Annotated in this window: 21 protein-coding genes; 14 read left to right on the plus strand and 7 right to left on the minus strand. The window is 49.4% G+C overall.

The genetic code is table 11. The features are described from left to right. The first annotated feature begins 2 nt into the window (after nucleotides 1–2). The 9 genes from RGU70_RS08555 (at nucleotide 3) to RGU70_RS08595 (ending at nucleotide 11667) form a co-directional block, all read left to right on the plus strand. Complete coding sequence (locus tag RGU70_RS08555) at nucleotides 3–683, plus strand: EscR/YscR/HrcR family type III secretion system export apparatus protein (protein WP_322208976.1); 681 nt, start codon at nucleotides 3–5, stop codon at nucleotides 681–683. Between the two features lie 13 nt (nucleotides 684–696). Beyond that, nucleotides 697–954, plus strand: coding sequence for an EscS/YscS/HrcS family type III secretion system export apparatus protein (locus RGU70_RS08560; RefSeq protein WP_322208977.1), 258 nt, complete (start codon nucleotides 697–699; stop codon nucleotides 952–954). A 17-nt stretch (nucleotides 955–971) separates the two neighbouring features. After that, nucleotides 972–1748 (plus strand): type III secretion system export apparatus subunit SctT, encoded by a 777-nt coding sequence (gene sctT, locus RGU70_RS08565; protein ID WP_322208978.1) that lies wholly within the window; start codon nucleotides 972–974, stop codon nucleotides 1746–1748. Nucleotide 1749: 1 nt separating this feature from the next. Continuing rightward, nucleotides 1750–2817 (plus strand): EscU/YscU/HrcU family type III secretion system export apparatus switch protein, encoded by a 1068-nt coding sequence (locus tag RGU70_RS08570; RefSeq protein WP_322208979.1) that lies wholly within the window; start codon nucleotides 1750–1752, stop codon nucleotides 2815–2817. A 194-nt stretch (nucleotides 2818–3011) separates the two neighbouring features. Further along, nucleotides 3012–3578 (plus strand): type III secretion system translocator chaperone SicA, encoded by a 567-nt coding sequence (gene sicA, locus RGU70_RS08575; RefSeq protein WP_322208980.1) that lies wholly within the window; start codon nucleotides 3012–3014, stop codon nucleotides 3576–3578. A gap of 36 nt (nucleotides 3579–3614) precedes the next feature. Further along, the gene (sctE, locus tag RGU70_RS08580; RefSeq protein WP_322208981.1) at nucleotides 3615–5453 is read left to right on the plus strand and encodes a type III secretion system translocon subunit SctE; all 1839 of its coding nucleotides are present in this window, start codon (nucleotides 3615–3617) and stop codon (nucleotides 5451–5453) included. 62 nt (nucleotides 5454–5515) lie between these two features. After that, complete coding sequence (locus RGU70_RS08585) at nucleotides 5516–6766, plus strand: IpaC/SipC family type III secretion system effector (RefSeq protein ID WP_322208982.1); 1251 nt, start codon at nucleotides 5516–5518, stop codon at nucleotides 6764–6766. A gap of 93 nt (nucleotides 6767–6859) precedes the next feature. Then, nucleotides 6860–8221, plus strand: a complete 1362-nt coding sequence (locus RGU70_RS08590; protein WP_322208983.1) for an IpaD/SipD/SspD family type III secretion system needle tip protein — start codon at nucleotides 6860–6862, stop codon at nucleotides 8219–8221. Nucleotides 8222–8349: 128 nt separating this feature from the next. Beyond that, a complete protein-coding gene (locus RGU70_RS08595) occupies nucleotides 8350–11667 on the plus strand; it encodes a hypothetical protein (RefSeq protein WP_322208984.1) in 3318 nt (1105 codons plus the stop codon). 290 nt (nucleotides 11668–11957) lie between these two features. Here the strand turns inward: RGU70_RS08595 and RGU70_RS08600 are convergent, their stop codons facing one another. The 3 genes from RGU70_RS08600 to RGU70_RS08610 form a co-directional block, all read right to left on the minus strand. Further along, nucleotides 11958–13100, minus strand: a complete 1143-nt coding sequence (locus tag RGU70_RS08600) for a hypothetical protein (RefSeq protein WP_322208985.1) — start codon at nucleotides 13098–13100, stop codon at nucleotides 11958–11960. Next, the gene (locus RGU70_RS08605; RefSeq protein WP_322208986.1) at nucleotides 13046–14389 is read right to left on the minus strand and encodes an IS1380 family transposase; all 1344 of its coding nucleotides are present in this window, start codon (nucleotides 14387–14389) and stop codon (nucleotides 13046–13048) included. Before RGU70_RS08605 ends, RGU70_RS08600 begins: the two co-directional genes overlap by 55 nt. Nucleotides 14390–14505: 116 nt before the next feature. Then, a complete protein-coding gene (locus RGU70_RS08610) occupies nucleotides 14506–15474 on the minus strand; it encodes a hypothetical protein (protein WP_322208987.1) in 969 nt (322 codons plus the stop codon). Between the two features lie 315 nt (nucleotides 15475–15789). Here RGU70_RS08610 and thrC point away from each other — a divergent pair, with 315 nt between their 5' ends. The 5 genes from thrC (at nucleotide 15790) to RGU70_RS08635 (ending at nucleotide 20652) form a co-directional block, all read left to right on the plus strand. Further along, the gene (gene thrC / locus RGU70_RS08615; protein ID WP_322208988.1) at nucleotides 15790–17298 is read left to right on the plus strand and encodes a threonine synthase; all 1509 of its coding nucleotides are present in this window, start codon (nucleotides 15790–15792) and stop codon (nucleotides 17296–17298) included. Between the two features lie 14 nt (nucleotides 17299–17312). Further along, nucleotides 17313–18536, plus strand: coding sequence for a gephyrin-like molybdotransferase Glp (gene glp, locus RGU70_RS08620; protein ID WP_322208989.1), 1224 nt, complete (start codon nucleotides 17313–17315; stop codon nucleotides 18534–18536). After that, a complete protein-coding gene (gene moaD, locus RGU70_RS08625; protein WP_322208990.1) occupies nucleotides 18536–18790 on the plus strand; it encodes a molybdopterin converting factor subunit 1 in 255 nt (84 codons plus the stop codon). Before glp ends, moaD begins: the two co-directional genes overlap by 1 nt. A gap of 12 nt (nucleotides 18791–18802) precedes the next feature. Next, nucleotides 18803–19252 carry a molybdenum cofactor biosynthesis protein MoaE gene (locus RGU70_RS08630; protein ID WP_322208991.1) on the plus strand — a complete coding sequence of 150 codons (450 nt, stop codon included), beginning with the start codon at nucleotides 18803–18805 and terminating at the stop codon, nucleotides 19250–19252. 83 nt (nucleotides 19253–19335) lie between these two features. Next, nucleotides 19336–20652, plus strand: coding sequence for an Nramp family divalent metal transporter (locus RGU70_RS08635; protein ID WP_322208992.1), 1317 nt, complete (start codon nucleotides 19336–19338; stop codon nucleotides 20650–20652). On the opposite strand, the gene RGU70_RS08640 is transcribed toward RGU70_RS08635, so the two are convergent. From RGU70_RS08640 to RGU70_RS08655, 4 genes are all read right to left on the minus strand, one after another. Then, nucleotides 20637–21530: an HlyD family secretion protein gene (locus tag RGU70_RS08640; RefSeq protein ID WP_322208993.1), complete on the minus strand. Its 894-nt coding sequence runs from the start codon at nucleotides 21528–21530 to the stop codon at nucleotides 20637–20639. The two genes, RGU70_RS08635 and RGU70_RS08640, sit on opposite strands and share 16 nt — an antisense overlap. 178 nt (nucleotides 21531–21708) lie before the next feature. After that, nucleotides 21709–21909: a DUF1656 domain-containing protein gene (locus RGU70_RS08645; protein WP_322208994.1), complete on the minus strand. Its 201-nt coding sequence runs from the start codon at nucleotides 21907–21909 to the stop codon at nucleotides 21709–21711. After that, entirely contained in the window at nucleotides 21899–24139 is a 2241-nt protein-coding gene (locus tag RGU70_RS08650) for an FUSC family protein (protein ID WP_322208995.1), read from the minus strand. Before RGU70_RS08650 ends, RGU70_RS08645 begins: the two co-directional genes overlap by 11 nt. Continuing rightward, on the minus strand, nucleotides 24136–25623 hold the full coding sequence (locus tag RGU70_RS08655; RefSeq protein ID WP_322208996.1) for an efflux transporter outer membrane subunit: 1488 nt from the start codon (nucleotides 25621–25623) through the stop codon (nucleotides 24136–24138). The genes RGU70_RS08650 and RGU70_RS08655 overlap by 4 nt, the downstream gene beginning before the upstream one ends. Nucleotides 25624–25646: the final 23 nt, after the last annotated feature.

Below are 25646 nucleotides of genomic sequence, written 5' to 3' on the forward strand. Positions count from 1 at the left end.
ATATGAATGATATGTCTTTGATTGCAATTCTTGCGATTGCATCACTATTACCCTTTTTGGTAGCAGCCGGAACCTGTTATATCAAATTTTCGATCGTATTCGTTTTGTTACGTAATGCGTTGGGCTTGCAGCAGGTCCCTTCAAACATGGTGCTTAATAGCATTGCGTTAATGCTGTCGATGTTTGTGATGCAGCCGGTGATGCAGGATACTTATAACCATTATGTCAGTAGCCATGCAACACTTAATAGTGTTTCATCAGTAAAAAATTTCATAGAGACTGGCTTAAATAGTTACAAGGATTATCTTCGTAAATACAGTGATTCAGATCTGACCCAATTTTTTGAAAAAGCACAGAAGTCTCGAATTGAAGACCTTGGCCCTGCCAATAAAAATAGTTATTTTTCAGCGAAAGACGATCAAGACGATGCATCACTTTTCTCTCTTTTGCCTGCTTATGCGTTGAGTGAGATAAAGGATGCTTTCAAAATTGGGTTTTATTTGTATTTACCATTCGTTGTTATTGATCTTGTCGTCTCGAGCATCTTGTTAGCACTGGGGATGATGATGATGAGTCCTGTGACGATATCTGTTCCGATCAAGCTGATTTTGTTTGTGGCGATGGATGGCTGGACCATGCTCTCAAAAGGACTGGTTATGCAGTACCTCGATCTGGCGCACTGATGGCGGGTAAATTATGGACAACTTACTTTTCGCAGGAAACAAAACCTTGCAATTGGCACTGCTGTTATCCGCACTCCCTGTCGTGGTCGCAACGGTGATCGGATTGCTGGTCGGCTTGCTTCAAACAGTAACGCAGCTGCAAGAGCAAACTTTGCCATTCGGTGTCAAGTTGCTGGCAGTAGTGATTTGCCTCTTGTTGACTACAGGATGGTATGGCGAGCATCTACTTAATTTTGCGGAACAAACCATGAGGTTTGCACTGAGTCGTTAAGCTCAGGCATATCGTTGATGTCAATGATGGCGTTTTTAAATGAAATTTCACAGGCATGGGGCGGAGTCATGCTTGCTTTCGCGCGCATCAGCGTCTGTTTTTATATCTTGCCATTCTTAAATAAAAGCGTCTTGATCGGAGCTGCCGCTCGTAATTCAGTGATCGTGATCGTGATTGTTGGAATATGGCCAATGATTGCGGCACCGTTGCCGGCGTTGGATGCAATAGATCTTTTGTTTCTCGGATTGAAAGAAGCCCTCGTCGGACTAGGAATGGGCATGGTACTCGCGATGCCGTTTTGGGTGTTTCACGCTATGGGTGCCTGGATCGATAATCAACGTGGGGCAACAATAAGCAGCAGTATTGATCCGTTGAATGGCATTGATTCAACAGAGATGTCAAATTTTCTTCACTTGTTTTGCATTGTTATATTTCTTGAAAATGGAGGCATGCTGAACGTGATAGAGGCAATTTCAGACAGTTATCGGCTTGTCGGTTTGTTAGAGTGGAATGGCATTGATTTTAATAAATGTGTGCAAGTCATTCCTAGACTGATATCAAAATCGCTCTCGTTATCAGCGCCTATCTTATTGGTCTTATTTCTTAGTGAAATTCTTTTGGGGATACTGTCACGATTTACACCTCAGTTGAACGCATTTTCGATTTCACTTGGAATCAAGTCAGTCATTGCATTGACAGTTTTGTTAATGTACTTCGTCCCCCTTTTGTCGGTCCAGATTGTTGAATTAGGAAGAGCAGGTGTGGCAGTTGAACTTTTTAACGGGGTTCAATAACATGTCATCAATGAAAACAGAGCTACCAACACAAAAAAAATTACGCGATGAGGCCAAAAAAGGGAAAACATTCAAAGCTCATGATCAGATTGTAGCTGCAGTACTGATAATTGGCGGGGCCTATTTATATTGGGTGTTCAGTTTATCGACTATCAGCAATTTATTACAAGCAACGATTGCTAGTGGTTTTAGAATATATCCAGAAGAGTATTTCTCTGAATTGGTCTGGATATTTTTGAAGCTAGTCATGCCATTTATCGTTATTTGTACAATTCCCATTATTGTGTTTTCAGTTTGGCAAAGTGGATTTACTTTGGCTTTTGAAGCACTACATCCAAATATATCAAACCTTAATCCAGTAAATGGTTTTAAAAAATTATTCAAAATTAAAACAATAAAAGATACTTTCAAGGCCTTACTATATTTGCCCGTTGTGTTTGTATCAGGATATGTTTTTTGGAAAATATATCAAGAATGGATTTTTTCTCAAATTTACATGAATGGGGCAAATATAGGCCTCACCTGGGTCAAGTTAGCTTTTTTTTTATTAGTATTTTATTTGATAATCGGACTTCCAATTTTGCTTGTAGATGCATTTGTTGAATATCTCTTATTTATTAAAGATATGCGAATGGAAAAGCGAGAAATAAAGCAAGAACACAAGCAAAGTGAAGGGGATCCAGAGGTTAAAGAAAAGCGACGTTCTTTGCATACCGAATTGCTTTCAACTCAGGTCAAGTCTGATATCAGTAATTCCCAATTTATATTGGCGAATCCAACTCACATTGCAATGGGTGTTTTTTATCAGGAAAAATACATGCCTATGCCGTTTGTTTCAGTTCGTGAAATAGATCACCGTGCGCGTGCCGTCATTGCATACGCTAAAGAGATCGGTATCCCCGTCGTCAGAGATGTTCCTTTGGCTCGTAAATTATATAAACAGTGTGGCATTTATACGTTCATTCCAAGTGACGCGATAGATTCTATATGTCGCATCCTTGCCTGGTTGAAAGAGGTGGAATCTGCAGGATTGCCATATTTTGCTTCAGAAATATCAGATGGTTCTTAATTTATTTTTTAAAAAAATAAGTAATTAATATTCTATAGAAATAGTAAATATACGATAAATTTTCAATCGAATAATATTTTTTTTAAAAATAAAAACTATAAAGTGATCGAAATATTAGTTGGTTATTGAAAGTCAAATTTACCGATCAATGATTAAATATCAATAAATGAGTGTCTTATTTGCATGAGGAATAAATGAAAAAAAAACATGGATATGATAGCCCCAAGGTAGAAAAACAATCTGATACTAAAAGTAGTGGAACACCCAGTATGGGTACGCTTGATGCTGAAAACACAATTTCTAAAATGCTATTTGATGCCGTAATGGGTGGGGCTACACTAAAAGACGTTCGAGGTGTTTCTGATGATTTAATGAGTGGCTTATATGCATATGCCTATAAATTTTATGAGCAAGGTCGCTTAGATGAGGCGGAGACTTTTTTTCGTTTTCTATGTTTGTACGATTTTTACAATCCTGAATATGCAATGGGGTTGGCCGCCGTACATCAATTAAAAAAAGAGTATCAAAAAGCTGTCGATGTTTACGCATTGGCATTCGCTCTTGGCAATAATGATTACAGAGCAATGTTTTATGTAGGTCAGTGTAATTTATCTTTAAGAAAACCCGCCAAGGCCAAGCAGTGTTTTGATCTTGTTATTCAAAATTGCAGCGATGATGATCTTAAAAAGCGCGCGTTTATTTACAGAGATGGAATAACAGACACGACAGTTTCTGATGAAATAGAAGAATGCAAAGACTAATTTTTTATTCACTGCCATCTGATAAGGAATAAATATATGACGATTACTGTGCAGGGTATGTCCCATGTAAATTTAAATTTTCCTCGGGCCGATGCCGTAATTCCATTGCCTGGAGGAGTAGGAATTAAATTAGAAACTACTGTGGACGAAGCACTGGTAAGGCTTGTACAAGTTAAAGACAATATTAAGAATTCTTTTGCTATTGCTAACGAAGGTAGGCCTAGATTAGTTGCCCCTGACGCTAATGCGTTGCCCCAGGCATTAGGTGATGAATCAAAAATATCAGATCCTTCTGCCATGCTGGTATTACTGATATCAAGGATTGAAAAAATATTATCGACGGACAGTTTTCAAACGCAATTTGAGCGGTTGACACACATTCTTGATCGTCAGGGGATACGTGATGCAGAGCTACAGCTGACCGTTGATCGTTATGAAAAATTGATTGATGAAAAATTAAAACAGACTGCCGCCTTACGATCTGCCTCTCAAGAAGTATCGGATGTTTTGAATGAATTAAAAAAAGCTAATTTTGAACTTACTTTATCGAGGGAAAGATTAAAGCAAGTTGTTTCTATGGAAATAGAATTGGCAAACTTGCCCCTAAACTCGCTTGAGTATTTCGATGCTCTCAAGAGACTTGATGATGTTAAGCGGTCCAATCCTGATGCTCAACAGTCAGCCTTGATTGCGGAGCGCCAAGTTGCTCAGTTAAAAGCACGCCTGGAAAATGGGTCACATGTTGTTGTAAATTTAGGTGAGGTATTGCTCACGAAAAATAACCAGCTAGCCGAACTAGATAAAAAAACAAACTTGAGTATTTTATTGCCACCGGAGGGAATAGTACGTAATCGCTCAGTTGAAGAAAAAATAGATGAATTGATGGCACTTTTATCGGAAGTAATGGCAAATGTAAGTGAAAACGATTTAAAAGAAAAATTACATATTTTCAATAAACAGCTTGAAGCACAACAATTAGCTGCGCGGAAAAAATCTGATGAGTATGAGGCCCGTGTTGCGGAAGAGAAGAAGAAACGTGATGCCCTTGGTATTTTCGGGAAAATAATGGGATGGTTATTAGCTATCGCATCATTGGTCGCAGGGGTCTTTACTGGCGGCGCTACTTTGATTGTAGCTGTAGCCATGGTTGCAGTATTGGTTGCTGAAGAAGCTGGTTTTTCGCTGATGAAAAAAATCATGGACCCGCTTATGGAAAACGTGATTAAGCCATTGATTAAATTAATTAGTAAGGCAATTGAAGAGTTTAACTTAAGCATGGGTGTTGACTCTGAAACCGCTCGCCTGCGTGGAACAGTTGCTGCCAGTATTCTTTCCGTACTGCTTGTGGTTGCCGTTATTGTTGCCGCAGTATTGGTTACAAAAGGAGCTGCTGGAAAAAGTTTAAAAAACTTCACTGAACAAATATCGGAAGCGATTACAAAAATGTTACCGAAAGTGATTGGGACGGGAATGAAAAATATGAATTCAGCACTCACAAATTTACCTACTTTATTACGCTCCCCTCTTATCAAGTCTGGTTTGATTACTGATGCCAATATTTCTCGTTTAGTTAGTGGCGTGCATATTGGGGCTCATTCTACTCAGGCTGGCGTTGCGGTAGGCACCTCTATTTTAGATATCGACCTTGCTAAAGGCGGAGTTGATGCTGCAAAAATAATGGCTGAAATTGAGTTATCAGGTACTTTGCGACAGATTTTTCAAAGCATGGTGCCGCAGGCATTGGAAGAATTTGCTTCTACAAGTCAGCAGATTAAAGCGATGCAAGAAAAACTTCTTGAAGTAAAAAATATTGAAGATAGTGTGATGAAGTTTATTTTTCAAAAAATAAATTCTAATAGCATTAATCGAGCTTGACTTTATAAATTTGATGCTTATTAAGTAAAATTTTTATAACACTTATGGATGGAATATTTAACATGTCTATATTAACGAATACAAATTTTCCTATTTTTAGAAATTCTAAAATTTTAAGCGACATAACAGGGACTGAATCGGTTGTCGGAAGCAACGATAATTTAAATCCGAATGAAAAAGTGGCTACTCGTAGTAATAAATTTTCTGGGATTGAAAAAAGTCCCCATTTAAATAATCTTTATTTTAATGAATCGGGATTATCAGGACGGAAAAATGACGCTTTTCCTCTTTTACTTACTCCGTCAAAGGGAGTTTTGCCATCTGCAAATATGATAGTCGACGGTTTGAATCTTACAGATCAATCTGGGACTATTTCAGTGCCAATTAATAAGTCTATTATTGATGATGATATATTACAGCCTGAATTTTTCATTTCTTTAGAGTCGAAATTAAATGGTCTGATTAACTTAGATAATAAATCCGATCCGACTATATTGCACATGAGTAAAAATGAACTTAATTCAAATCAAATTGATTTTAAAACGGATTTATTGTTTGATTTGCTTCTTTTAGTTTTTAATTTGCAATTAAAAATGTCAGCAGCATCCCGTGACGTTAGTTCTATTTTAACAAAAATGGCTTGGTTCTCGGCCGTAGCACAGGGCGGAAAAATGGTTTCAGAAGCACAAGCCCGTCTCTTTGGTTCTATAGGTAACTTAGCTGGTACTTTAGTACTTTCTGGCGCTGGATATTCTAGGTCATTAATGGCACAAAAGAAAGTATTAAATCACTCAATTCCAACCAAAGATGGTATGAATTTACGTAGCGAAAAAATCAAAATATTAAAAAAACGAGAAGCCAATCCTTCAGAATTAAAAAATAATGAAGGAAAAATAATTGGTGAAAAATCTTTGAACGGCGAGCAAACTGAAATCAAATTCGCTGATCCTCGAATGGATAAATTAAGTAATGACAAAGATGTCTTACGCAAGGAAATTAACACCTCTAGTATTAAGTACGATGAGATTCAATCAAAAGTCGTAGTAATGCAATCACAGGGACAACTTCTTTCTGCAACGGCAATGCCGCTCGGAAATATGTCTAATTCTATAAGTGAAATTAGTGCTGCGAGTCACCGGCAGGATCAACGACTATTTGAGATGAGTGGTCAAATTAATAATCAACTCGCACAGGATCAGATTTCCGGAGCGGTTAAAGAAGTTGAGTCCCGCGAAAAAATATTACAAATAATGAATCAAATTGCTGAATCTCAAAGGTCATTAATGGATTCATTCTCGAATAGAAGATCATAATTAATAGCAATAAATACTTATATGATGTTTTATGTTTCATGAATTTCTAAGTAACTAATGAAATTTATTATTAATTAATATCGAAAGCTAGTTTTGCAAATATTATCTATTTCGCATATTCCTACTTCAGTCTCCGTCCCTGATCAATTGATTTCTTCTTCCTTAGCGGCAGAGGCAATAAATCCGGTTAATGACAATTCTATACTTACGAACGCCAGAGCAGCGCAAGCTATTTTTGATGCCCGTGCCTCAGATTTTCTTGCGCTCGCTAAATCCCCCAAAAATTTAGACACATTAAATAATAATTTTAATGAAATAGAATGCACTAAAAATAGTTTAAATATTGCTAAAAAAAATGTTGATGTTACAACTCGTGCTTGTCTCTCGGATTTAGATAAAAATTTAAGACGGGACTCGTTTCTTGGTGATAAGTTAGTTCCCGCTATTGAGGAGAAATACCCTGGATCTATGGATATTATCCGGAAACTAGGTGTGCAAAGTGGTGACGATAAATCAGAAAACTCCGCTTCAATTGCCATGTTATTTGAGACATTTGGCGATACCATGGCCAGATTAAAATCTGATTATCTAGGTGCTTTTGAATCAGCCGCCAGCACATATACAGAGTTCCATAAAAAATTTACCGATGTAACTATAGATATAATGAAAGACTCCAAAGAAGGAGACGATAATAAAACTATATTTTCAACTACATTAATAGAGAGAAAATTAAAAAAATTAATACTGGAATATATGGATTATATTCCAGTATTTAAATACAGTTATCCATTAAATGTAGATAGTTTTAAACCAAATATATCAAAATCACTATATGTTGCAAATAACAAAGATGATGCCGAAAAGTGGGCTAAAAATATTGGCATTGATAAAGACTTAATTAATAAGCAGGTTAAATTTATTGACGGAAAATATCACGTTGTAATTGATATGAGCCCAGTATTCGATATTTATAATTCAATTCCTGGAATTGAAAATTTATTGAGGAGTATGGATAATAAATTACAATTTCAAATGTTTTATAACTTGATTGCCAATTATTTACGTGAATATTATAAAGTTACCCAAATACCAAATGATATTACCCCAGGATTTGTGTATGAACTAGTTTTAAATAATGGTGGTAAATTCCCTGACGAAAAAACTTTCACAGAATATATCAATAATCGATATGATATTTCCCCACTTTGGGTGTCGACTTTGTATTTAATGCTTTTTCCACCGGATATTTTTAATTATTCATTCGAACAATCCCCTGCCAAATACCAGGAGTGGATTAGGACATTAGATTCAAAAAAAGAAAAAACTAATGGTCAGTCACAACTTATGGTGGAAAAAACAAGCCGTGCTCTCAATACATACTCAAGTCTTTCAAAAATAATTAGTAATGCTTATGAGGCAATGTCTGGAGTTCTGAAGGGTTATATTGCATATTAAATGCAAATAATTAAATAAATATTTATTATTAATATTTCATAATATTCAATTTAATTTTAAAAAATAATTAATACTTTACAAAATTTTGAATTTTATTCGTTTCTGACTTTATTTTTAACGAGAGTTAAATGCCAAAAATTTCCCCAGTTAATAGTTCTTCTGTTGCCCCCACTTCTATACCTCCTGCTGGCAGGTTTCCGTCCCTGACTCGATTCATCTCTCGAATCAGCCCCAATTTCAGGGGGGCCAGTCAATCATCCAGTTCGGTTACGGTTTCAGGCATAAATGAATCGAACTCTAATCAAGTGGCTAGTGTGGAGAACGATGCCGCGCAAAGTCAAAGTACTGAACCTTTTATTGCGCAAGCGGAAATATCCTCCCTGCCTCTTTGCAAAATGACACCGCAAGAACATGTGATAGCGCAGCTTAATTTAAGCCCGCGTGCGATTCAGTGGCACTCCAACATGGAGGATGATCTTGGCGATCTGCGGAGGATTATGTTGATGCTTGAATCTGGGTGGCAGTTGTATGGTCCTGATTCTAGTGCCACCGCTGCTGAGAAAGATCAATATAAGAACCTGCTTGCTGATTTTTCAAGAAGGTTTGAAAAATTTGCCATATGTAAAACAAAATTCAGTCTTACATATCCTGATACGCATAGGACATCAAAAAAATCTCTTGAGGATAGGCAGTTCAAGAAATTCAAATTAGCGAGAGATAGTTTGACAAAAATGTTTGTCGCGACAATGTTGAATAGGAATGAAAATCGACTAGAAAAAGTACTTGTTGAGCAACAAGTTCGTGAGGCGATGAATAAGAAATTAGCTTCAGCCGGAATCGCAGGGGGAGTTCAAGAGGGTGATAATTACGTAGATATGGTGATTCCACGCGACTATCAAAATACAAAAAATCTTGTGGATTTACTATCCAAGCAACCAGCTCGGACGATTGATTATATGGACATAGGCATGGTGCTGAACGAATATAACTTGATGCCTGAGTGTCTTGTAAATGTCGGACCTGTCAAAGAAGTTCCTCAGCCAGAAGACGCTGCAGGTCCTTCTTCTGGAAAGGATAATTCCATTAGTGATGGTATCAATACAAAAAAAACTACTACCGACACATCCGTCCAGACAACCGGAGAAAAAGAGCTCTTTGGTACCGTTGATACGCCGGATTTACAACCCACTACGTCTGATGCTTCTTCACAAGTGGATGATGATCTGATCCCCAAGACGCGTTCTCGTGCTCGCAGGAAAAAGGCCGGCGTTAACCACAGAAAATCACCTAGTCGAATCTATAATTTCACGCACCACCACCACATTCATATACATTTTGGTTCGAATCATATTAGTACAGACGGGCCTCCTAAACGTCCTACTGCAGATTTCACCCAGCAAGCAGATATTGATGCGAACAACAATCCGCTTTTAATGACTGCCGATCGAGCATTGACAGTGTCTGCTTCCGGCAATAGTTCGACGGTTGCGACGCAATTTCCCGATATGAATGCGATTTCATCCTTGGGTGTTGCAACATCCGGTATTCGTACGAGCCTGGATGTGCATTCTCAGGCGATCGATTCACCCGTTCTGCAAACTAACATCGTTAGCCGATTCCGCAACGACCCCTTGAATAGCTCATATGACACTGCAGTTTTTGATTCAAATTCCGAAATAAGACAACAAGCCCGCGCGGTCAATATTGTTCGTCAGGCGGGAACGGGCGATAGTTTTGCCAACATGCTCGTTAAGAATTCAAGAAAAAACGAGGATGCATATCGCTCCAATGCAGAATTTGAGAATGTTTACAGGATTTTGGAACGGAGTGATATATCTCTGAAATCAATGGATATTCTTCTTCGTAACGCTAGCCAGAGGACATCCCTTGCTGGTCATGAGCTCGGATTTCAGGCTAACACTACTGTTGATTCCCATGACTGGTGGGATGGCGATCTTGACTCACTGTCAGATTCATCCCTTTCCCAATCGGATAGTGTTTATGATCGTTCAGGCCCCGAAAGTATCGTAGGCAGTGACGATGATCGTTATCTTTTTCCTGCGAGGCTTCGTACGTCTTCTATGGGGTCGTCTGTTTCGTCGACAAGTCAATTATCAAGCGTCTCTACTTTTGCCGTTCCTGAGTCAGCGGTACTTTCTCGTTTTCAATCTCAGGCACATCCTCCTTCCATAGTGAGGAGGATGGATACATTTGACGGCGGTTACGAAACTCAATCCGTAGACATGATTTTGAGTGAGGAAGATGCGGATGAAACAACTGTTTCAGCGTCTGCGTTAGAGCAGGTGCAAGCTAATGTGCATAAAGACTCGATTGAGTTCTCATCGCCTCAATCTTTTTCAATGCGAGGTAATGCGCTAGTTAAGTCGAATAAAGGCCAAGTTCTTGGATCAACTCATACCGATTTACACTCAGAGATGGACGTTTTGAGCGGTAAAAAAAATCGTCTGCCTGTATCTTGGGTCAGCGAGGTAACAGAGGCCCGCAATGCTTCAGCTGAAGAATATGGAATCGCAGACGCCAATGTTGGAAACCGGGGCTTGGTGCAGATTTCGGCCGCTTCTCTTGCCGTATCCAATATGGCATCAACGTTCGTCAAGCGCGGGAATGACAAGTCAGCGGTTTTATTTTCTTCACCAATGAACCAGGCCAATGCGATTGAGCCGCTTGTTCACGTCAATAAGCTTGTTGTCGACGACAATCAGTTCCGGTTCCATTCTTCTTTTCCAAGTGCCGAGGCGCTGCTTCAGATGAAGTTTGATCCTCAAGGTGCGTGGGGCGAGTCTATTGGTAATGATCCAATTAACGCTGATTTGGATAGGCGTGCATCCATCTTTTCGGACTTCGTATCAACGTCGACTATTCAAACTCCGCCCGAATCAGAAAGCATAAATCGCGGCATGAGCTTTTTCTCTCCCACCCGATCCCAGCCATTTTCTTCTTCCCGTTTTATGGAGCTCTATGCTGCGGAAGCCCAGGAACAACGTGACTCTGAGATAGAGGTAACTACGAAACGTAATTTGGCGTCGAGGTTGCCGCCCGCAGATTTTCATCAAGATAGTATTTTTAGCGATGTGAATGTGGCTGATGCTGCGTTGTCTGTGCGTTCATACGCACTTCAGGAGATCGATGAGTTGCTTTCTCCCGAAATTGATCGCAAAAATACAATGACACCATGGACTTTTTGGTCGGAGCTGGATAAAAAGGCAAGTCAATCTTCGACTCTTGCTAAGTCCTCCTTATTAAATGCACCGGCTGCGACTCCAAAAAAATGGGAAGTACGCTCTTCGCCTCAAGTATTTCTTACTCAAGGCAGATCGGTGTCTGAGGGAAATCTGAATCACGTTGTCGGTACATATCGCCCAGACCTGCCGCAAAAAACGAAAGTCAACCCATCGCATTGGATGAATGGTGTTCGTGTTGCTTAGAAAAACATTGACCGGCATGATGCCCATGCGACACTTTGCCGGTATTTTTTGTGGTCCGATACGAATGAATGTTCATATCCCTCATACAAATTTTGAATACATGTTGTGAGCGAAACAAGCCCAGGACATGAAACGCATCGTCTTTCGGCACTGCGAACATCACTGTCCTGGGATGCGTTTAGCGGCATAGCTTAGTCAGCGTTTCCTTGATTTTTAATTGTGAAGCTGTGATGGTCATCGATGTTTTTTTATTACATTCGTTGGCCTTTGCAGCGATACGAAGGAAGCAATTACTCATTGAAGTCCTGATCCGACATACTTGATGAGCGGCTAAGTACCTGATTCTCATACGCACTTCTCTTTAAGTCGACCATTGATTTTCGACGAAGGGCTACTTTCTTTTCGTGCGCATCCCTGAAATGACGTTTTTCATCATCGTTTCTACTGGCGGTTTTATTGAAGGCGTCGAGATTCGTTTCCATCATTTCATCTTCTGCATACAGCTGAAATTCATTCAGTGAAAGACTGCCCAGTGTATCTAATTGCACAATCGATGGACTGGTACTGAGTCCAGGGTTGCTCATTTCTATCTCTCGCGTTGCAGGGTTGTTCGGATCAAAGCGCAGGCTATGATCGAACATGTGATATTGCGCAACGAGCGCAGTTGCTCCTGCGAGATTACTTAAAAAATCGGCAGTAGTCTGATTAAAGTAGCCTTCATTACTTGCTTCCTGAATAGCGGTACCCATCAGCACCGATGCCAACACGACATTGACAAAGATAGAGGTTCGGGTTGCCAGTCTGGAACCTGTATCGTTGATCATACTGTCGAGGCTAGGCAAGCCGGCGCGTATGGTCATGTGCAATTGGTGTAATGGCGGGAGTGGCATAGTGACCAGCTGCTGTTCGATATCGGTACCGTAGTGCGATTTCCAGCGCGCCATCATGGTGGGTAGCATCGGCACCATGGCGTAAGTAGCGGCATCGGCCGCTTCGCCCAAAGTATTGATTGCGCTGCGCCACAAACCATTTTCCCACGGCATATCGGGCAATGTTCCGGCGGATTGTCCCGACGGACTGGCCTCTCCCATGACTGCGTTGACCGTGAGTTGATTGAACAGGTAGGCCGTAGCGATCATCGTCAGTGATTTTAACGAAACGCACGACAGTGGACGTCGTGCATGGGCCGGGCCGTAAAAGACATTGAGCTTGAACACCGATTGCAAAATATCGCGCAGCCCGCAATAAAAAAATACATTGGCCGTCAATGCGGTGGCGTTGGGCAATAGCAGCCGATAGTTAAGCGCAACGGATGCCATTGATGCATTAAGAAGGGTCAGTATTCCGCGCGAAATATTGGTTGAACCGAGATTGTCCATTAGGAATTTGATGGGCTCGGCGTGAGCTTCACTGGCTCTCCCGCATTGGCCCACAAGCCCTCAAACCACGGTCTTCGTTTGCGCGCCACTGCCAGACGGAACGTCTGCTTGGTGTTCTTCGTGTTGTCATCCCACAGTGCCCCCACAGCCAGCACCTGGTGGTGCAGCGTTGCCAGCGTGTGATGCACCTTTTGGCGCATCACCGCATGGCGAAATACACTCATCAAGTTGTAGGCCAGCATCGTCACCCCCAGTGCCGCCTCGGTAGCCCAGAAGTCGCGCAACACAAAGCTGCCCAAGCCAAAGTCCGCCTTGAGCTCCTTGATCCGGTTCTCGCAATCTGCACGCCCGCGGTACAGGCGCCACACCTCCAGCGCCGGAATGCTCAAGTCGGTGAGCATGGCACCATAGCGCCAGCCCTGCAGATCCGGGTCATCGGCAAACAACGATAGCGTCTTGCCCGCCACCGCACCATTCTTGCGTTTGATATGCTGGCGCACCACCACCAGGCGCTGTGGTGTCCCCCAGCCCTGCGGCTGGTAGCTCAACTCGGAGACTTCCAGACCCACCTCGACTTGCTGCCACTTGCACTGATCTACGATAGATTGCTGTAGTGCATGCGTCAGTCGGGCGCTGATGATGTGGCTGATCTTCTTGGCTTTGAGCAGGGTCACTATGGTCTTGTCATAAAAACCACTGTCGGCGCGAAACAGGCCCACCTTGGTGGCCCCCAGGTTCTCCAGTGTGGACTCAATAAAACTCTCGATGTTGTTGCTCGATGCGGTGTTGCCCGGGCGCAGCCAGAAGTTGGCCACCAGGCGCCAGTCTGCTACGAACGCCAACAACGGGTGGTGGCTGGCGCGACCCTTGTTCTTGGGGTTGTAGCCCTTGGCGCCGCCTTCGATCTGGCTGCCCCAGCGGGTCAATACGGTGGAGTCCACATCCAGGGTGATGGGGTTGAGTTGGAGTTTGTCGAAGAGCCAACGGTAACTGCTGCTTTGCACTCGACTGGCGCTGGGTTGGTCAAAGCGCTGGAATAACCTGACGATGGCTTTGTGGCCTGCGGCTTTGCCCCAGCCGAACAGGCGCACCAGGGTGCTGTCCAGGCGGGTGATGTCGGCATGGGCAAAGCGCGCCGCGCCGCACCAGATACTGACGATCATTTGTTCAATGAGTTGTTCTGGCGCATAGCCCCGGTTGGAGCCGGGCTGGGGTAGATCCCAGCTTTTCAGAGCTTCTTTGAAACCCATGCCGTCAAGCATGCGCTTCAAAAGGGCCAGGCCACCCCAGGCGGTGACTTCGCGGGATGTGAATTTGAGATCGAACGGCGTTTCTGGGGGCATGGTCACTCCAAATTGCACTGAGCTCGTTGATTTCATTGGGGATTTCTAATGGTATCCATTAGAAATCCGGGCGTATCCGGGACACACCGGACTGGTGCACGATAGCAGTCCGGGGTCTAATGGACAATCTCGGTTGAATAGGTAGCGCTGCCGTTTCTGTTGGATCGCAGTAAAACCGCGAGCTGCATCAGGATAGGGGTCGTGACGGCGCAGGTGGCAAAAATGATCCGCTTCGTCGTTTCACCTTCTTTGTTTTTATCATCACGAATGTTTTTTTCAATGAGATAGCCGATTGCTTCCCTAATGAAGGTACTCATTCCGACGCAAATAATGGTGCGCAACATTAAATGGAGCGCATTCGATGCGTGCCTCGCATAATGATTGCAGGAGGCATTCGTCAGCAGATTTCTGAACGATTGCATGACCATTTCCAGGCGCGACAAGGGCGTGTCCGAGCTGGGCGACGATGGCAATGGCGACGGGGAACCGGAACTATCGGCTTCCTTTTGAAATGCCCCGCAACTATCGATTAATTTGCGCAACTCTTCCGCTAATCCGGGTGGGTCGCCCAAGCCGTCGAGCGAATGCCCCTGTTTATTGGGATTGATTAATCGGTGATCGCTGATATAGGCGCCCAGCTTTTTGATTGCATCCAGTCCCGAAGCCGTCAGCTGCGTCCTTTCCACCGTCATCATTTTCTCTACCTGATCCAGCATTTTTATCAAGTCCTTGAGCGGCTCACTACGCACCTGTTCTTTGCTGATGGTACGAATACTACGAATGGCGCGAACGATCTCTTTTAGTTGCGGTAGCGAGGAAGTCGTCGGGTGCGCGCAGCACATTGACGCCGGATGGATTTCATCGTTCTGTGAGCTGGCACTCGAGGTGCCGGAAGATTGTGACTCTTGTTGCGAAGGTACCGGCATGGACAACATTTCAGCACGGGGACGATAATAGACAGCGGTGATCGGCATGGCGGGGTTCCTGAAAAAGCGTCCTGGCACCAAGGAAAATCGCATTGACACAGCAAGGGCGTGCCAAAGCAATCCTTGCCTTGAATAAGTCTGGGAAGCGATTTGTTTCATAGTGAGTGGAGGAGTGCAGGTGACTGCGCTTGAAATGAAAGTGAGGAGAAGGAGGGGCCACGAGTGAATGAAAGTTGTTTGCGTGGGTTTCTCTCTCTGTTATTTCAAGCAAGAAGGTATCAACGAAGACCTTAATGCGGCAATGGCGATTGTTCTAAAAGTAGTCTTGAATAACGCGATAATGAAAAATCAGCGACGATAGCAGCATAATGACACCGATACAGCGAAGTTTGCCTGGAATTGGGAGTACAGCGACCTGCTTTATAATGTCACTCTCTCGCAAACTACGCGCCCGTGCGCCACGAAGCCAACGCCATGCAATACGTTTCCACTCGCGGCCATGCCGCCACCCCTTCTTTTTCCGAAATTCTGCTGGGTGGCTTAGCCCCTGATGGGGGTCTTTATTTGCCCGCCATCTATCCCCAAGTCACTCCGGCTGAACTGGATCAATGGCGCACACTGTCGTATGCCGATCTGGCTTTTCAGGTACTCAGAAAATTTGCTACGGATATCCCCGAAGCCGACCTGCTGGCAATGACCCACGCCACCTATCGCGCTGACGTGTATGGCAATGTCCGTTCCGGCGCGGATGCGGCACAAATTACACCGATGCATGTACTGGAAGACAGCGACGACAAGAAGCTGATTCTGCAAGGGCTCTCGAACGGCCCGACGCTGGCGTTCAAGGACATGGCCATGCAATTGCTCGGCAATTTGTTTGAATACGCACTCGATCAGCGGCATGCCGAACTCAATATTCTCGGCGCAACGTCAGGCGATACCGGCAGCGCCGCCGAATATGCCATGCGCGGCAAACACGGCATTCGCGTTTTCATGCTGTCGCCGCATCTGAAAATGAGCGCCTTCCAAACCGCGCAAATGTTCAGTCTGCAAGACCCGAACATTTTCAATCTGGCGGTGGAAGGCGTGTTCGACGATTGTCAGGATATCGTCAAGGCCGTCTCCAACGATCTGGAATACAAAGCGCAGCAAAAAATCGGCACCGTCAATTCGATCAACTGGGCCCGCATCGTCGCCCAGGTGGTGTATTACTTCCGCGGTTATCTGGCCAATACTAGCCATAACGACCAGCAAGTCTCGTTTACCGTCCCGTCCGGCAACTTCGGCAATATCTGCGCCGGCCACATCGCCCGGATGATGGGTTTGCCGATCGCCAAGCTGGTCGTCGCGACCAATGAAAATAATGTGCTCGACGAATTTTTCCGCACCGGCATCTACCGCGTGCGCAAATCAGCGGAAACCTTCCACACCAGCAGCCCGAGCATGGATATCAGCAAAGCCTCCAACTTCGAGCGCTTTATCAGCGACTTGCTGGGACGTGACAGCGCCCGGGTCAAACAATTATTCGCGCAGGTTGAAACCCAGGGCAGCTTTGATCTTTCCGGCGCGCCAGGCAGCGACGGTGATGAGTTCTCCGAGGTCGCGCGTTACGGCTTCGCTTCCGGCCGATCGACGCACTTCGATCGTCTGGCAACCATCCGCGACGCCGAACAGCGCTACGGCATCATGATCGACACGCACACCGCCGACGGCCTCATGATTGCGCGTGATCATCTGGAACCCGGCATCCCCATGATCGTGCTGGAAACGGCGCAGCCCGCCAAGTTCAATGAAGCGATCCGCGAAGCGCTGGGCCGCGACGCCGAACGGCCTGCCGGATTTGCCGATCTGGAAACGCTGCCGCAGCGTTTCGAAGTCGTCGCCGCCGATGCCACACTGATCAAGAACTTCATTGCTGCGCACACCCAGCTGCCAATCGCGTCGGCAACTTCAATCACGTCAACCACGCCAAGCTCACGTTGAACAAAGGGTAATCCATGCAAGAAAAGGCCCCCCTGCTGAGTGTTGCCGATGCGCTGGATTTCCTCCTGAACGCGGTGAAACCGCTGACGGCGCAGTCCCTGATCGCGACTGAACACGCCAATGGCCGCGTGCTGGCAACTGCGCAAGTAGCCGACATCGATGTGCCCGGCATGGACAATTCCCAGATGGATGGCTACGCCGTGCGCGCTGCCGATTGCCTCCGCGGTAGCGCCCGGCTGCCGGTATCGCAACGCATTCTGGCCGGTCAGCAAGCCTTGCCGCTGGCAGCGGGCAGTGCCGCTCGCATTTTTACCGGAGCGCCCATGCCTCTGGGTGCCGACGCTGTCGTCATGCAGGAAGCCTGCGTTGCCGACGAAACGCATGTCTCGATTCAGCAAATTCCCCAAGCCGGAGAGTGGGTGCGCCGCCGCGGTGAAGATATCGGCACCGGTGATGTGCTGTTAGCCGCCGGTACCCGCTTGCGGGCGCAGGAGCTGGGACTGGCCGCCTCGGTCGGACTGGCGCAGCTGCCGGTCGTGTCCCGCCCGCGTGTGGCGGTATTTTTCACCGGCGATGAACTAGTCATGCCGGGCGAGGCTTTGCGGCCCGGCACGATTTACAACTCCAATCGCTTCTTATTGCGCGGCTTGCTGGAAAACCTCGGCTGCGAGATCACTGACTACGGCATCGTCGAAGACAATCTGGAATCCACACGCGCCACCCTGCGTAGGGCCGCACAAGAACATGATGTGATTATTACTTCCGGCGGGGTTTCCGTCGGCGATGCCGATCATGTCAAGCCAGCGGTACAGGCGGAAGGCCGCCTCAATCTGTGGCAAATCGCCATGAAGCCCGGCAAACCGCTGGCCTTCGGCGAGGTGGATCGGGCAACGGGCGGCTTCGCCTGGTTTTTCGGCTTACCGGGCAATCCGGTCTCCAGTTTCGTCACTTTCCTGATACTGGTGCGGCCCTTCTTGCTGCGCCTGCAAGGCGTTACTGACGTGGCTCCTCACCGCTACCCATTGCGCGCCGATTTCACCTGGGCCAAGCCCGACCGCCGTCAGGAATTTCTGCGCGCCCGGCTCAATGCCGATGGTGGGCTGGACTTGTTCCCGCAGCAAGGTTCGGCCGTACTCACCTCGACCGTCTGGGGCGACGGTCTGATCGATAACCCTCCCGGCCACGCCATTGCACAGGGCGACACCGTAGGTTTCATTCCCTTTTCGGAGCTGCGTTGATGAAGATAGAACTCCGTTTTTTTGCCGCCGTGCGCGAAGCCTTGCAGGTCACGCAGGAAAGCGTTGAATTGCCGGCCGACATCTACACCGTCGGTGCCGTACGCGACTGGCTGCGCGCACGCGGTGGTATCTGGTCTGAAGTACTAGGCCAGCCCTCAGTGCGCATGGCCTACGACCATGTGATGACCGAGCCGGAAACCGCAATCGCCGAGGGTGGCGAAGTCGCCTTTTTCCCTCCGGTGACCGGCGGCTGAGCCGCCTCCGCCATGCCGGTACGTATCCAACACGCCGATTTCGATCTGTCCACGGAAGTCGCGCAACTGCGTGCGGCGGATGCTGGCGTGGGGGCCATTGTCTCTTTCGTCGGCACCGTGCGCGACTTCAGCGACGGTAGCACCGTCGCCGGCATGGAGCTGGAACATTACCCCGGCATGACCGAAAAAGCCTTGCAGCACATCATCGACGATGCCGCCGCACGCTGGACTATCGCCGACGCGCTGATCGTTCACCGTATCGGCGTATTGCAAGCAATGGAACAAATCGTACTGGTCGCCGTGACTTCGGCCCATCGGGGCGAGGCGTTCGCCGCCTGTGAATTCATCATGGATTATCTGAAAACCGCCGCCCCGTTCTGGAAAAAAGAACACACCGCCGAAGGTGCGCGCTGGGTCGATGCACGCACGACCGATACGCAGGCGCTGGATAAGTGGTCATGATAACGAAGCAGACGCCGACGCTTCGCCTTTCCCGACCGCCAATCCGTTCGCTGTCTGCACCTCGTTGCGGGCAGCCTTAAACGATGTTTGGCCTGCCGGTCGTTGCCACCGCCCCCTTTTGTCCTTCCGAAGTCAGAGGCAGCGTCACTGTGCCGCCGGGTGCCAGCGTCTGGCAAAAACTCAAAATCTATGTCGGCCCCGGCTTGCTGGTATCGATAGGCTATATGGACCCCGGCAACTGGGCGACCTCAATTCAGGCTGGTTCCCAGTTCGGCTATCCCTTGTTATTCGTCGTCCTGTTGAGCAGTCTTGCGGCCATCGTCCTGCAATGTCTGTGCGCCCGACTGGGGATTGTCACCGGCAAAGATCTGGCCATGCATTCGCGCCAAACCTATGCGCCCGCCGTCAGCAAAAGCATGTGGGTATCGGCTGAAATCGCAATTCTCGCCACCGATCTGGCCGAAGTGCTGGGTTGCGCGCTGGCGTTCAAGCTGCTGCTCGGGGTATCGCTGCCGGTGGGGGTGTTGCTGACTGCTTTCGATACGCTGTTTATCCTCGGCTTGCAGGGTCGCGGTTTCCGCCGCATCGAAGCCATCATGCTGGGACTGGTGGCGACGATTGCCATCTGCCTGTTCACGCAACTGGCTTTCGTGCATTCCGACTGGCCCGCCGTATGGCAGGGCTTCATCCCCTCGCTGCAAGCCTTGTCCGGGCGCGAACCGCTCTATCTGGCTATTGGCATCCTTGGCGCGACCGTAATGCCGCATAACCTCTACCTGCATTCTTCCATCGTCCAGACGCGCGCAGTAAGGCGCGATCCCGCCAGTCTGCGCGAGGCGATCCGCTATACGCGTTTCGATACCATCCTCTCGCTGTTCCTGGCGATGGTCATTAATGCCGCGATACTGGTGATCGCCGCTTCGGCCTTCCACCTGACCGGCCATACCGAAGTGGTTGATATCGACGTCGCCTACCACTTGCTCGATCCGATTACCGGCAGCGCGCTGGCAGCGATACTGTTCGGCGTCGGTTTGTTCGCCGCCGGGCAAAGTTCCACCTTTACCGGCACCATCGCCGGGCAAGTGGTGATGGAAGGCTTTCTCGACTTGCGCATCCCTTGCTGGCAGCGACGCCTGATTACCCGCGGACTGGCCTTGATACCGGCGCTGGCCGGCGTGCTGATTCTCGGCGAACACTCGGTAGGGCGCTTGCTGGTGATGAGTCAGGTCGTACTGAGCCTGCAATTGCCGCTGGCAATGTACCCGCTGATCCGTCTGACCAGCCGGCGCGTGGTGATGGGAGAATTCGTCAACTCGGTCTGGACGACAGCGCTGGCATGGTCCCTGTTTTTTGGTATCAGCGTGGCCAATGTGTGGCTGCTGATTCAGCTTTCCGCCTGACTTTCCTCTTTCTTTAGCGTCCCCGGTTCCAGCACCACCGTACAGGTCAGCCCGGCTGCCAGTAGCACGCCTTTAGGTACCTCATCGATATGGATGCGCACCGGTACCCGTTGCGCTAGTCGCACCCAGTTGAAGGTCGGATTGACGTCGGCCAGCAATTCCTTGCTTTGCAGATTGTCGCGGTCGTAAATGCCGCGGGCGATGCTGTCGACGTGTCCCGATAAAAGCGCGCCGCTGATCAATTGGATTTTTGCATGGTCGCCAACGTGCAGATAAGGCAGCTTGGTTTCTTCAAAGTAGCCATACACCCAGAAAGAGTGACTGTCGATGATGGCGATCTTGGCGACGCCGGCGCTGGCGTAATCGCCGCGTCGTGCGTTGAGATTGGTGACGTAACCATCCACCGGAGCGACTAATTTGGTGCGCTCAAGATTGAGTCTGGCGCTATCGCGCTGCGCCACGGCAGCCTGATATTGCGCTTCGGCGGCGCTGGCCTGGGTATCGGCGTCTTCCCGCGTTTCACGCGATACCACCAGACTATCCATATCGGCGCGACGACGTGCCTGCGCGCGGCGCATGTCGAGCCCGGCCTTGCGCTCCATGACGGCGGCTTCCGCTTGTTGCAGCGCGATCTGGTATCGCGCCGGATCAATCTGCATCAGCAGCTCGCCTTTGTGTACCAACTGATTGTCCCGGATAGGCAAGTCGATGATCTGGCCGGAAACATCCGGCGCGACATTGACGACTTCGGCGCGGATGCGGCCGTCGCGTGTCCATGGGGACACCATGTAATGCTTCCATAGAGACCAGCCCAGCAGAATCGCTGCGGCAAAAATGAGGGCCGTGACGGCCACGCGCAATAGTGATTTGACCTGCATGATGGAACACTCCCTGATTGAATTCGTTTGTAGGTTCTGCGCTACTGCGTGTTTTGCTCAGAACATCCCTTTTTATTGAGGACTTACGCAAAAGGCCTCTGGCTAGGCGCATTGCCGCAGGCAGTGCAAGTTGCACGGCAAGGCGATGCAACAACGTCAGCGGGCTTTTACGTAAGTCCTATTGATAAACCCACAGGCCGGACAGCGCGGCCAGACAGACAAACAGACTGATGCGAAACAGCGCCGGATGCCACACCAGTCGATACCAGCCGATATGCACCAGCAGCCGGTCTATGGCCATGGTCAGTAAGCCCGTCGCAATGACAATCAGCAGCAGGGTCGGTATATAAGCACCGAAAAGCGATATCTCACGCGGCATGAGGTTTTCCTTCGATGTTGTTGTTATTGTTGGCCGAGCGGTCGTGCAGCGGTTGCAGCGGCGATTGTTCGTCGAGCAGGGCGGTGCGGATGAAATGCAGATAACTCAGCGTGCGTTGCAGCCGATGGCGTTCGCTGCGTTCCCGATAAGCCGGGCCGATGGTGGCATGGACTGCGTTGATGGCGCGGTTGTTGGCATGGAAGGCGGCGGCCAGCGTGCGCGCATTCGGATCGGCGAACAGCGCCGGCAGGTAGTCGCGTAATTCCTTGAGCGCGAGCTGGGCGGACGACGGCAGCAGCTTGGGCCAGTCACGTTCGATGAGTTCCAGTTCCAGTCGCAATTCAATCACGGCGTGGCCGATTTCCAGTGTGGCAAACATCCAGCCCAGCGCCGATTTTTGTAATGCCGCCTGTTCGCTGGTCAGCGCATTGATCTGATGCATCAGATCACGGGTACCGCTCTCGAAACTTGCCGCCAGTTGCGGCAGTTTGCCGAAGCAGGCTTGTACCACTTGTTTGCGCAATTGCTTTTCCATGTGTCTTACCAGCCAGGCGGTGGCGGGCGGCAGCAGCACCTGGAAGGCGATGGTGGAGACGATGATGCTGGTCATCAGCGCGGCGGACTGGTTGAAATACGTCACGGCGTTGAAATGCGCCTGATTGTCCGGCACCGCCAGGAAGGTGAAGAAAATGCACATGCCCATACCGATACCGGCAGTCGCTGGCCGTGTCGTCATATACACCGCCAGCAGCAACACCGGCAGCAAGGCGCTGGCCAGTAAGAGAAATCCGTCCAGATGAGGAAAGATATGGAAGGCGTAGACGTAGCCAAGTCCGATGGCGATGGCAATGCCGTAAGCCATTTTTTTAGTGGCCGCCGCCGGATTGGGCAAGGCCGAGACGATGGCGCAGATGGCGGCGGCGTTGAGGGCGGCAAAGTCACCGCTAGGCCAGCCGCTGGCGATCCAGAAGGCAGAGAGGATGAGCAACACGATGCCGGCACGCACACCGGCGATGGAGGCTGTCAGCAGACTGGTCTTGGGCACATACGCGGGTTGTCGTTGTTCGCGTTCATGCGTGCGCGGCACCAGCGAGGCATAGGTGGCGGTGTAGGCATGCAGTTCTTCGATCACGCGATAGAGCAGCTCGCTGGCGGTATCGAAGTCGAGCAGGGCGCTGGCGCTGACTTGCGCATCAGCCAATTCGCCGCGTGTGGCGCGGATGCGTTTGGGCAGCTCGGCTTTGAAATGGAGGAGTTTTTCGGAGGCGTCGGCGGCATCGGTGGCGCTCATTACCGGCTCGCCGCCGCTGCGGGTGAGCAGCGGCCCGACTTCGCGGAAGTAACTTTCGATGGCTTCGACGATGACGGCATGGCTGTCGCCATGCATGCGGTTCATCAGTTGATGCAGCGCATGGACTCGCGTCGAGAGAGCCATGAATTCACTGTTCATGCGGGTCAGCCGGCCACTGCGCAAGCGCACATCGGGGTCTTCGAACACGGCGGAACTGCGCATTGCTTCCAGTCCGATGATGTCGCCGATGAAACGGGCGTTGGTGTTTTCCAGTTGCTGACGATCGACGCTGCCGCCCAGCGTGCCGCCGATCAGATCGACAAAGGCGGAGAAGCGACTGCGGATCGTGCGGATCAGCGCGGGGGTACTCCGTTGCGGAAAAATCAGCGCGCTGACTACCGCCGCGCACACAATCCCTAAGGACAACTCGGTCACGCGCGTGACGACCGAATCGAAGGTCAGGGCCGGATGCACCACGGCCGGTATGCCGATCAGCGCGACCGTGTAACCCGACAGAACAAAACCGTAGGAGCGGAAGTTACGGTTGTAGGCCGAGCCTGCGGTGCACAGGCCGATCCAGATCGCGGTGCAGAGCAGGAATAGTTCTGGCGTCTGCGCGAACAGCGCCACGAACAACACGACCGCCAGCGAGCCGACCAGCGTGCCGGCGATCCGATAAAAACTCTTGGCGAAAATCATGCCGCTTTGCGGCTGCATGACAATAAATACCGTGGTCATGGCGGTGCGCGGCGAGTCCAGATCGAGCCGCATGCCTATGCCCAGCGCGAGTAGCGCTGCAAAAACCATTTTGAAAATATAGATCCAGGTTGGCCGCTCGGTCTGATTCCAGCTGGTCGCGGCTTCTCTGATTTGCTGCCAGAGGGAGGCGGGCGGGGTCGATGGTGCCGATATGGCTGCCGAGGAATCCGACCCACTCATCGCACTTCACCTTGCGCCGAGGGGGGTATTGGCTCTGACTGGGCCAGCTCAAACCCGCCGCCCAGCGCCGTTGCCAGCGTGGCATAGGCAGTGAAACGGCGCGCCTGCAATTGCTGTGTGATCTGTTGCTGACGCAGCAATTGCGTCTGCGCAGTGAGGACGTTGAGGTAGCCGGTCAGCCCGCGCTGATAAGCGTGGGTGGCGTTGTCGAGATTGCTGCGTGCTGTGCTGACGGAAAGTTCGGCGTCCTGTTTCTGCAACTGTAGCGAACGCAGCGTCACGACCTGGTCGGCAATGCTCTTGAGCGCGCCGGTCAGCAACTGTTTGTAGTGTTCGACGTCGATGTCGTAGCCGGCAGCGGCAACGCCGAGCTGGCCGCGCAGTCGTCCGCCGTCGAAAATCGGCAGCGAGATGGCTGGCCCGAAGGTGGTGCTGACATTGCTCGCTGTCAGGAATGACAACATCCCGCCGCCGGCGGCCATGGGGCCAATGCCGGCCAGCAGATTGATATTGGGGTAGAAGGCGGCTTTGGCGATGCCGATATTCTGCGTCGCTGCCTCGATGCGCCAGCGCGCGGCCGAGATATCGGGGCGGCGTCCGATCAGCTCGGCCGGCAGCACGCTGGGCAAACCGAAGGCGACGTCCAGTTGCAGGGTGGGGCGGGTGATGCTGTCGCCCGCGCCGGGACCTTGGCCGATCAGCGCAGCCAGTTGATTGCGCGCCAGGGCGATATTTTCCTGCAGCGCTTCCATCTGACGCCGGGTTTCGGGCAGCGGAACCTGCGCCTGGCTGATTTCCATCTGCGTGCCGAGACCGCCTTGCAAGCGGCGCTGGGCCAGACTGACGATTTGCTGTTCGTGCTCCAGCATGGCGCTGGTGCTATCGAGCAGGCCGTATTCCAGTGACAGGGTGACATAGGCGCGCAGGACGTTGGCTTCCAGATCGAGCTGGGCGGAACGGCCGTCGGCGGCCACCGCACGCAGCTCGTCTTCAGCGCGAGCGGTGGCGTCGCGGCGCTGGCCCCAGAGGTCAGGGTCATAGGACAGGTTCAGTTGCGCCGTGTTGTTCCAGGTATCGGTACTGGCGTAGGCACCGCCACCGTAATAGGGATTGCCGGACCAGTTTTTGCGCCCCATGGATGCCTCCAGGCTGGCTTGCGGCATTTCGCCGGCGTGCGTCGCCGTGGCCATCGATTGCGCTTGTCGCACGCGGGCGGCGGCTACCGCCATGCCGGGATTGTCGGCAATGGCGGCAGCGATCAGGCGGTTGAGTTGCGGGTCGGCGTACTTTTCCCACCAGGCGCGCGTCGGCCAGCCGGCTTCTGCGCCGACCTGACGGATCGCGTTACCGACATCGAGGGTGTTGGCAGGCTGCAAGCGCGCTTGCGGGGCGATGCCGCCGGTGTCGGCGCAGCCAGCAATGGCCAGGCAGAGTACCAGGATAGGGAAGGCAGCAAGCGCACGTTTGTCGGTTGGCATGGTCATGGGATTATGGAAAAAAATGCAAA

Source organism: Herbaspirillum sp. RTI4, from assembly GCF_034313965.1.
Taxonomy (GTDB): domain Bacteria; phylum Pseudomonadota; class Gammaproteobacteria; order Burkholderiales; family Burkholderiaceae_D; genus Herbaspirillum.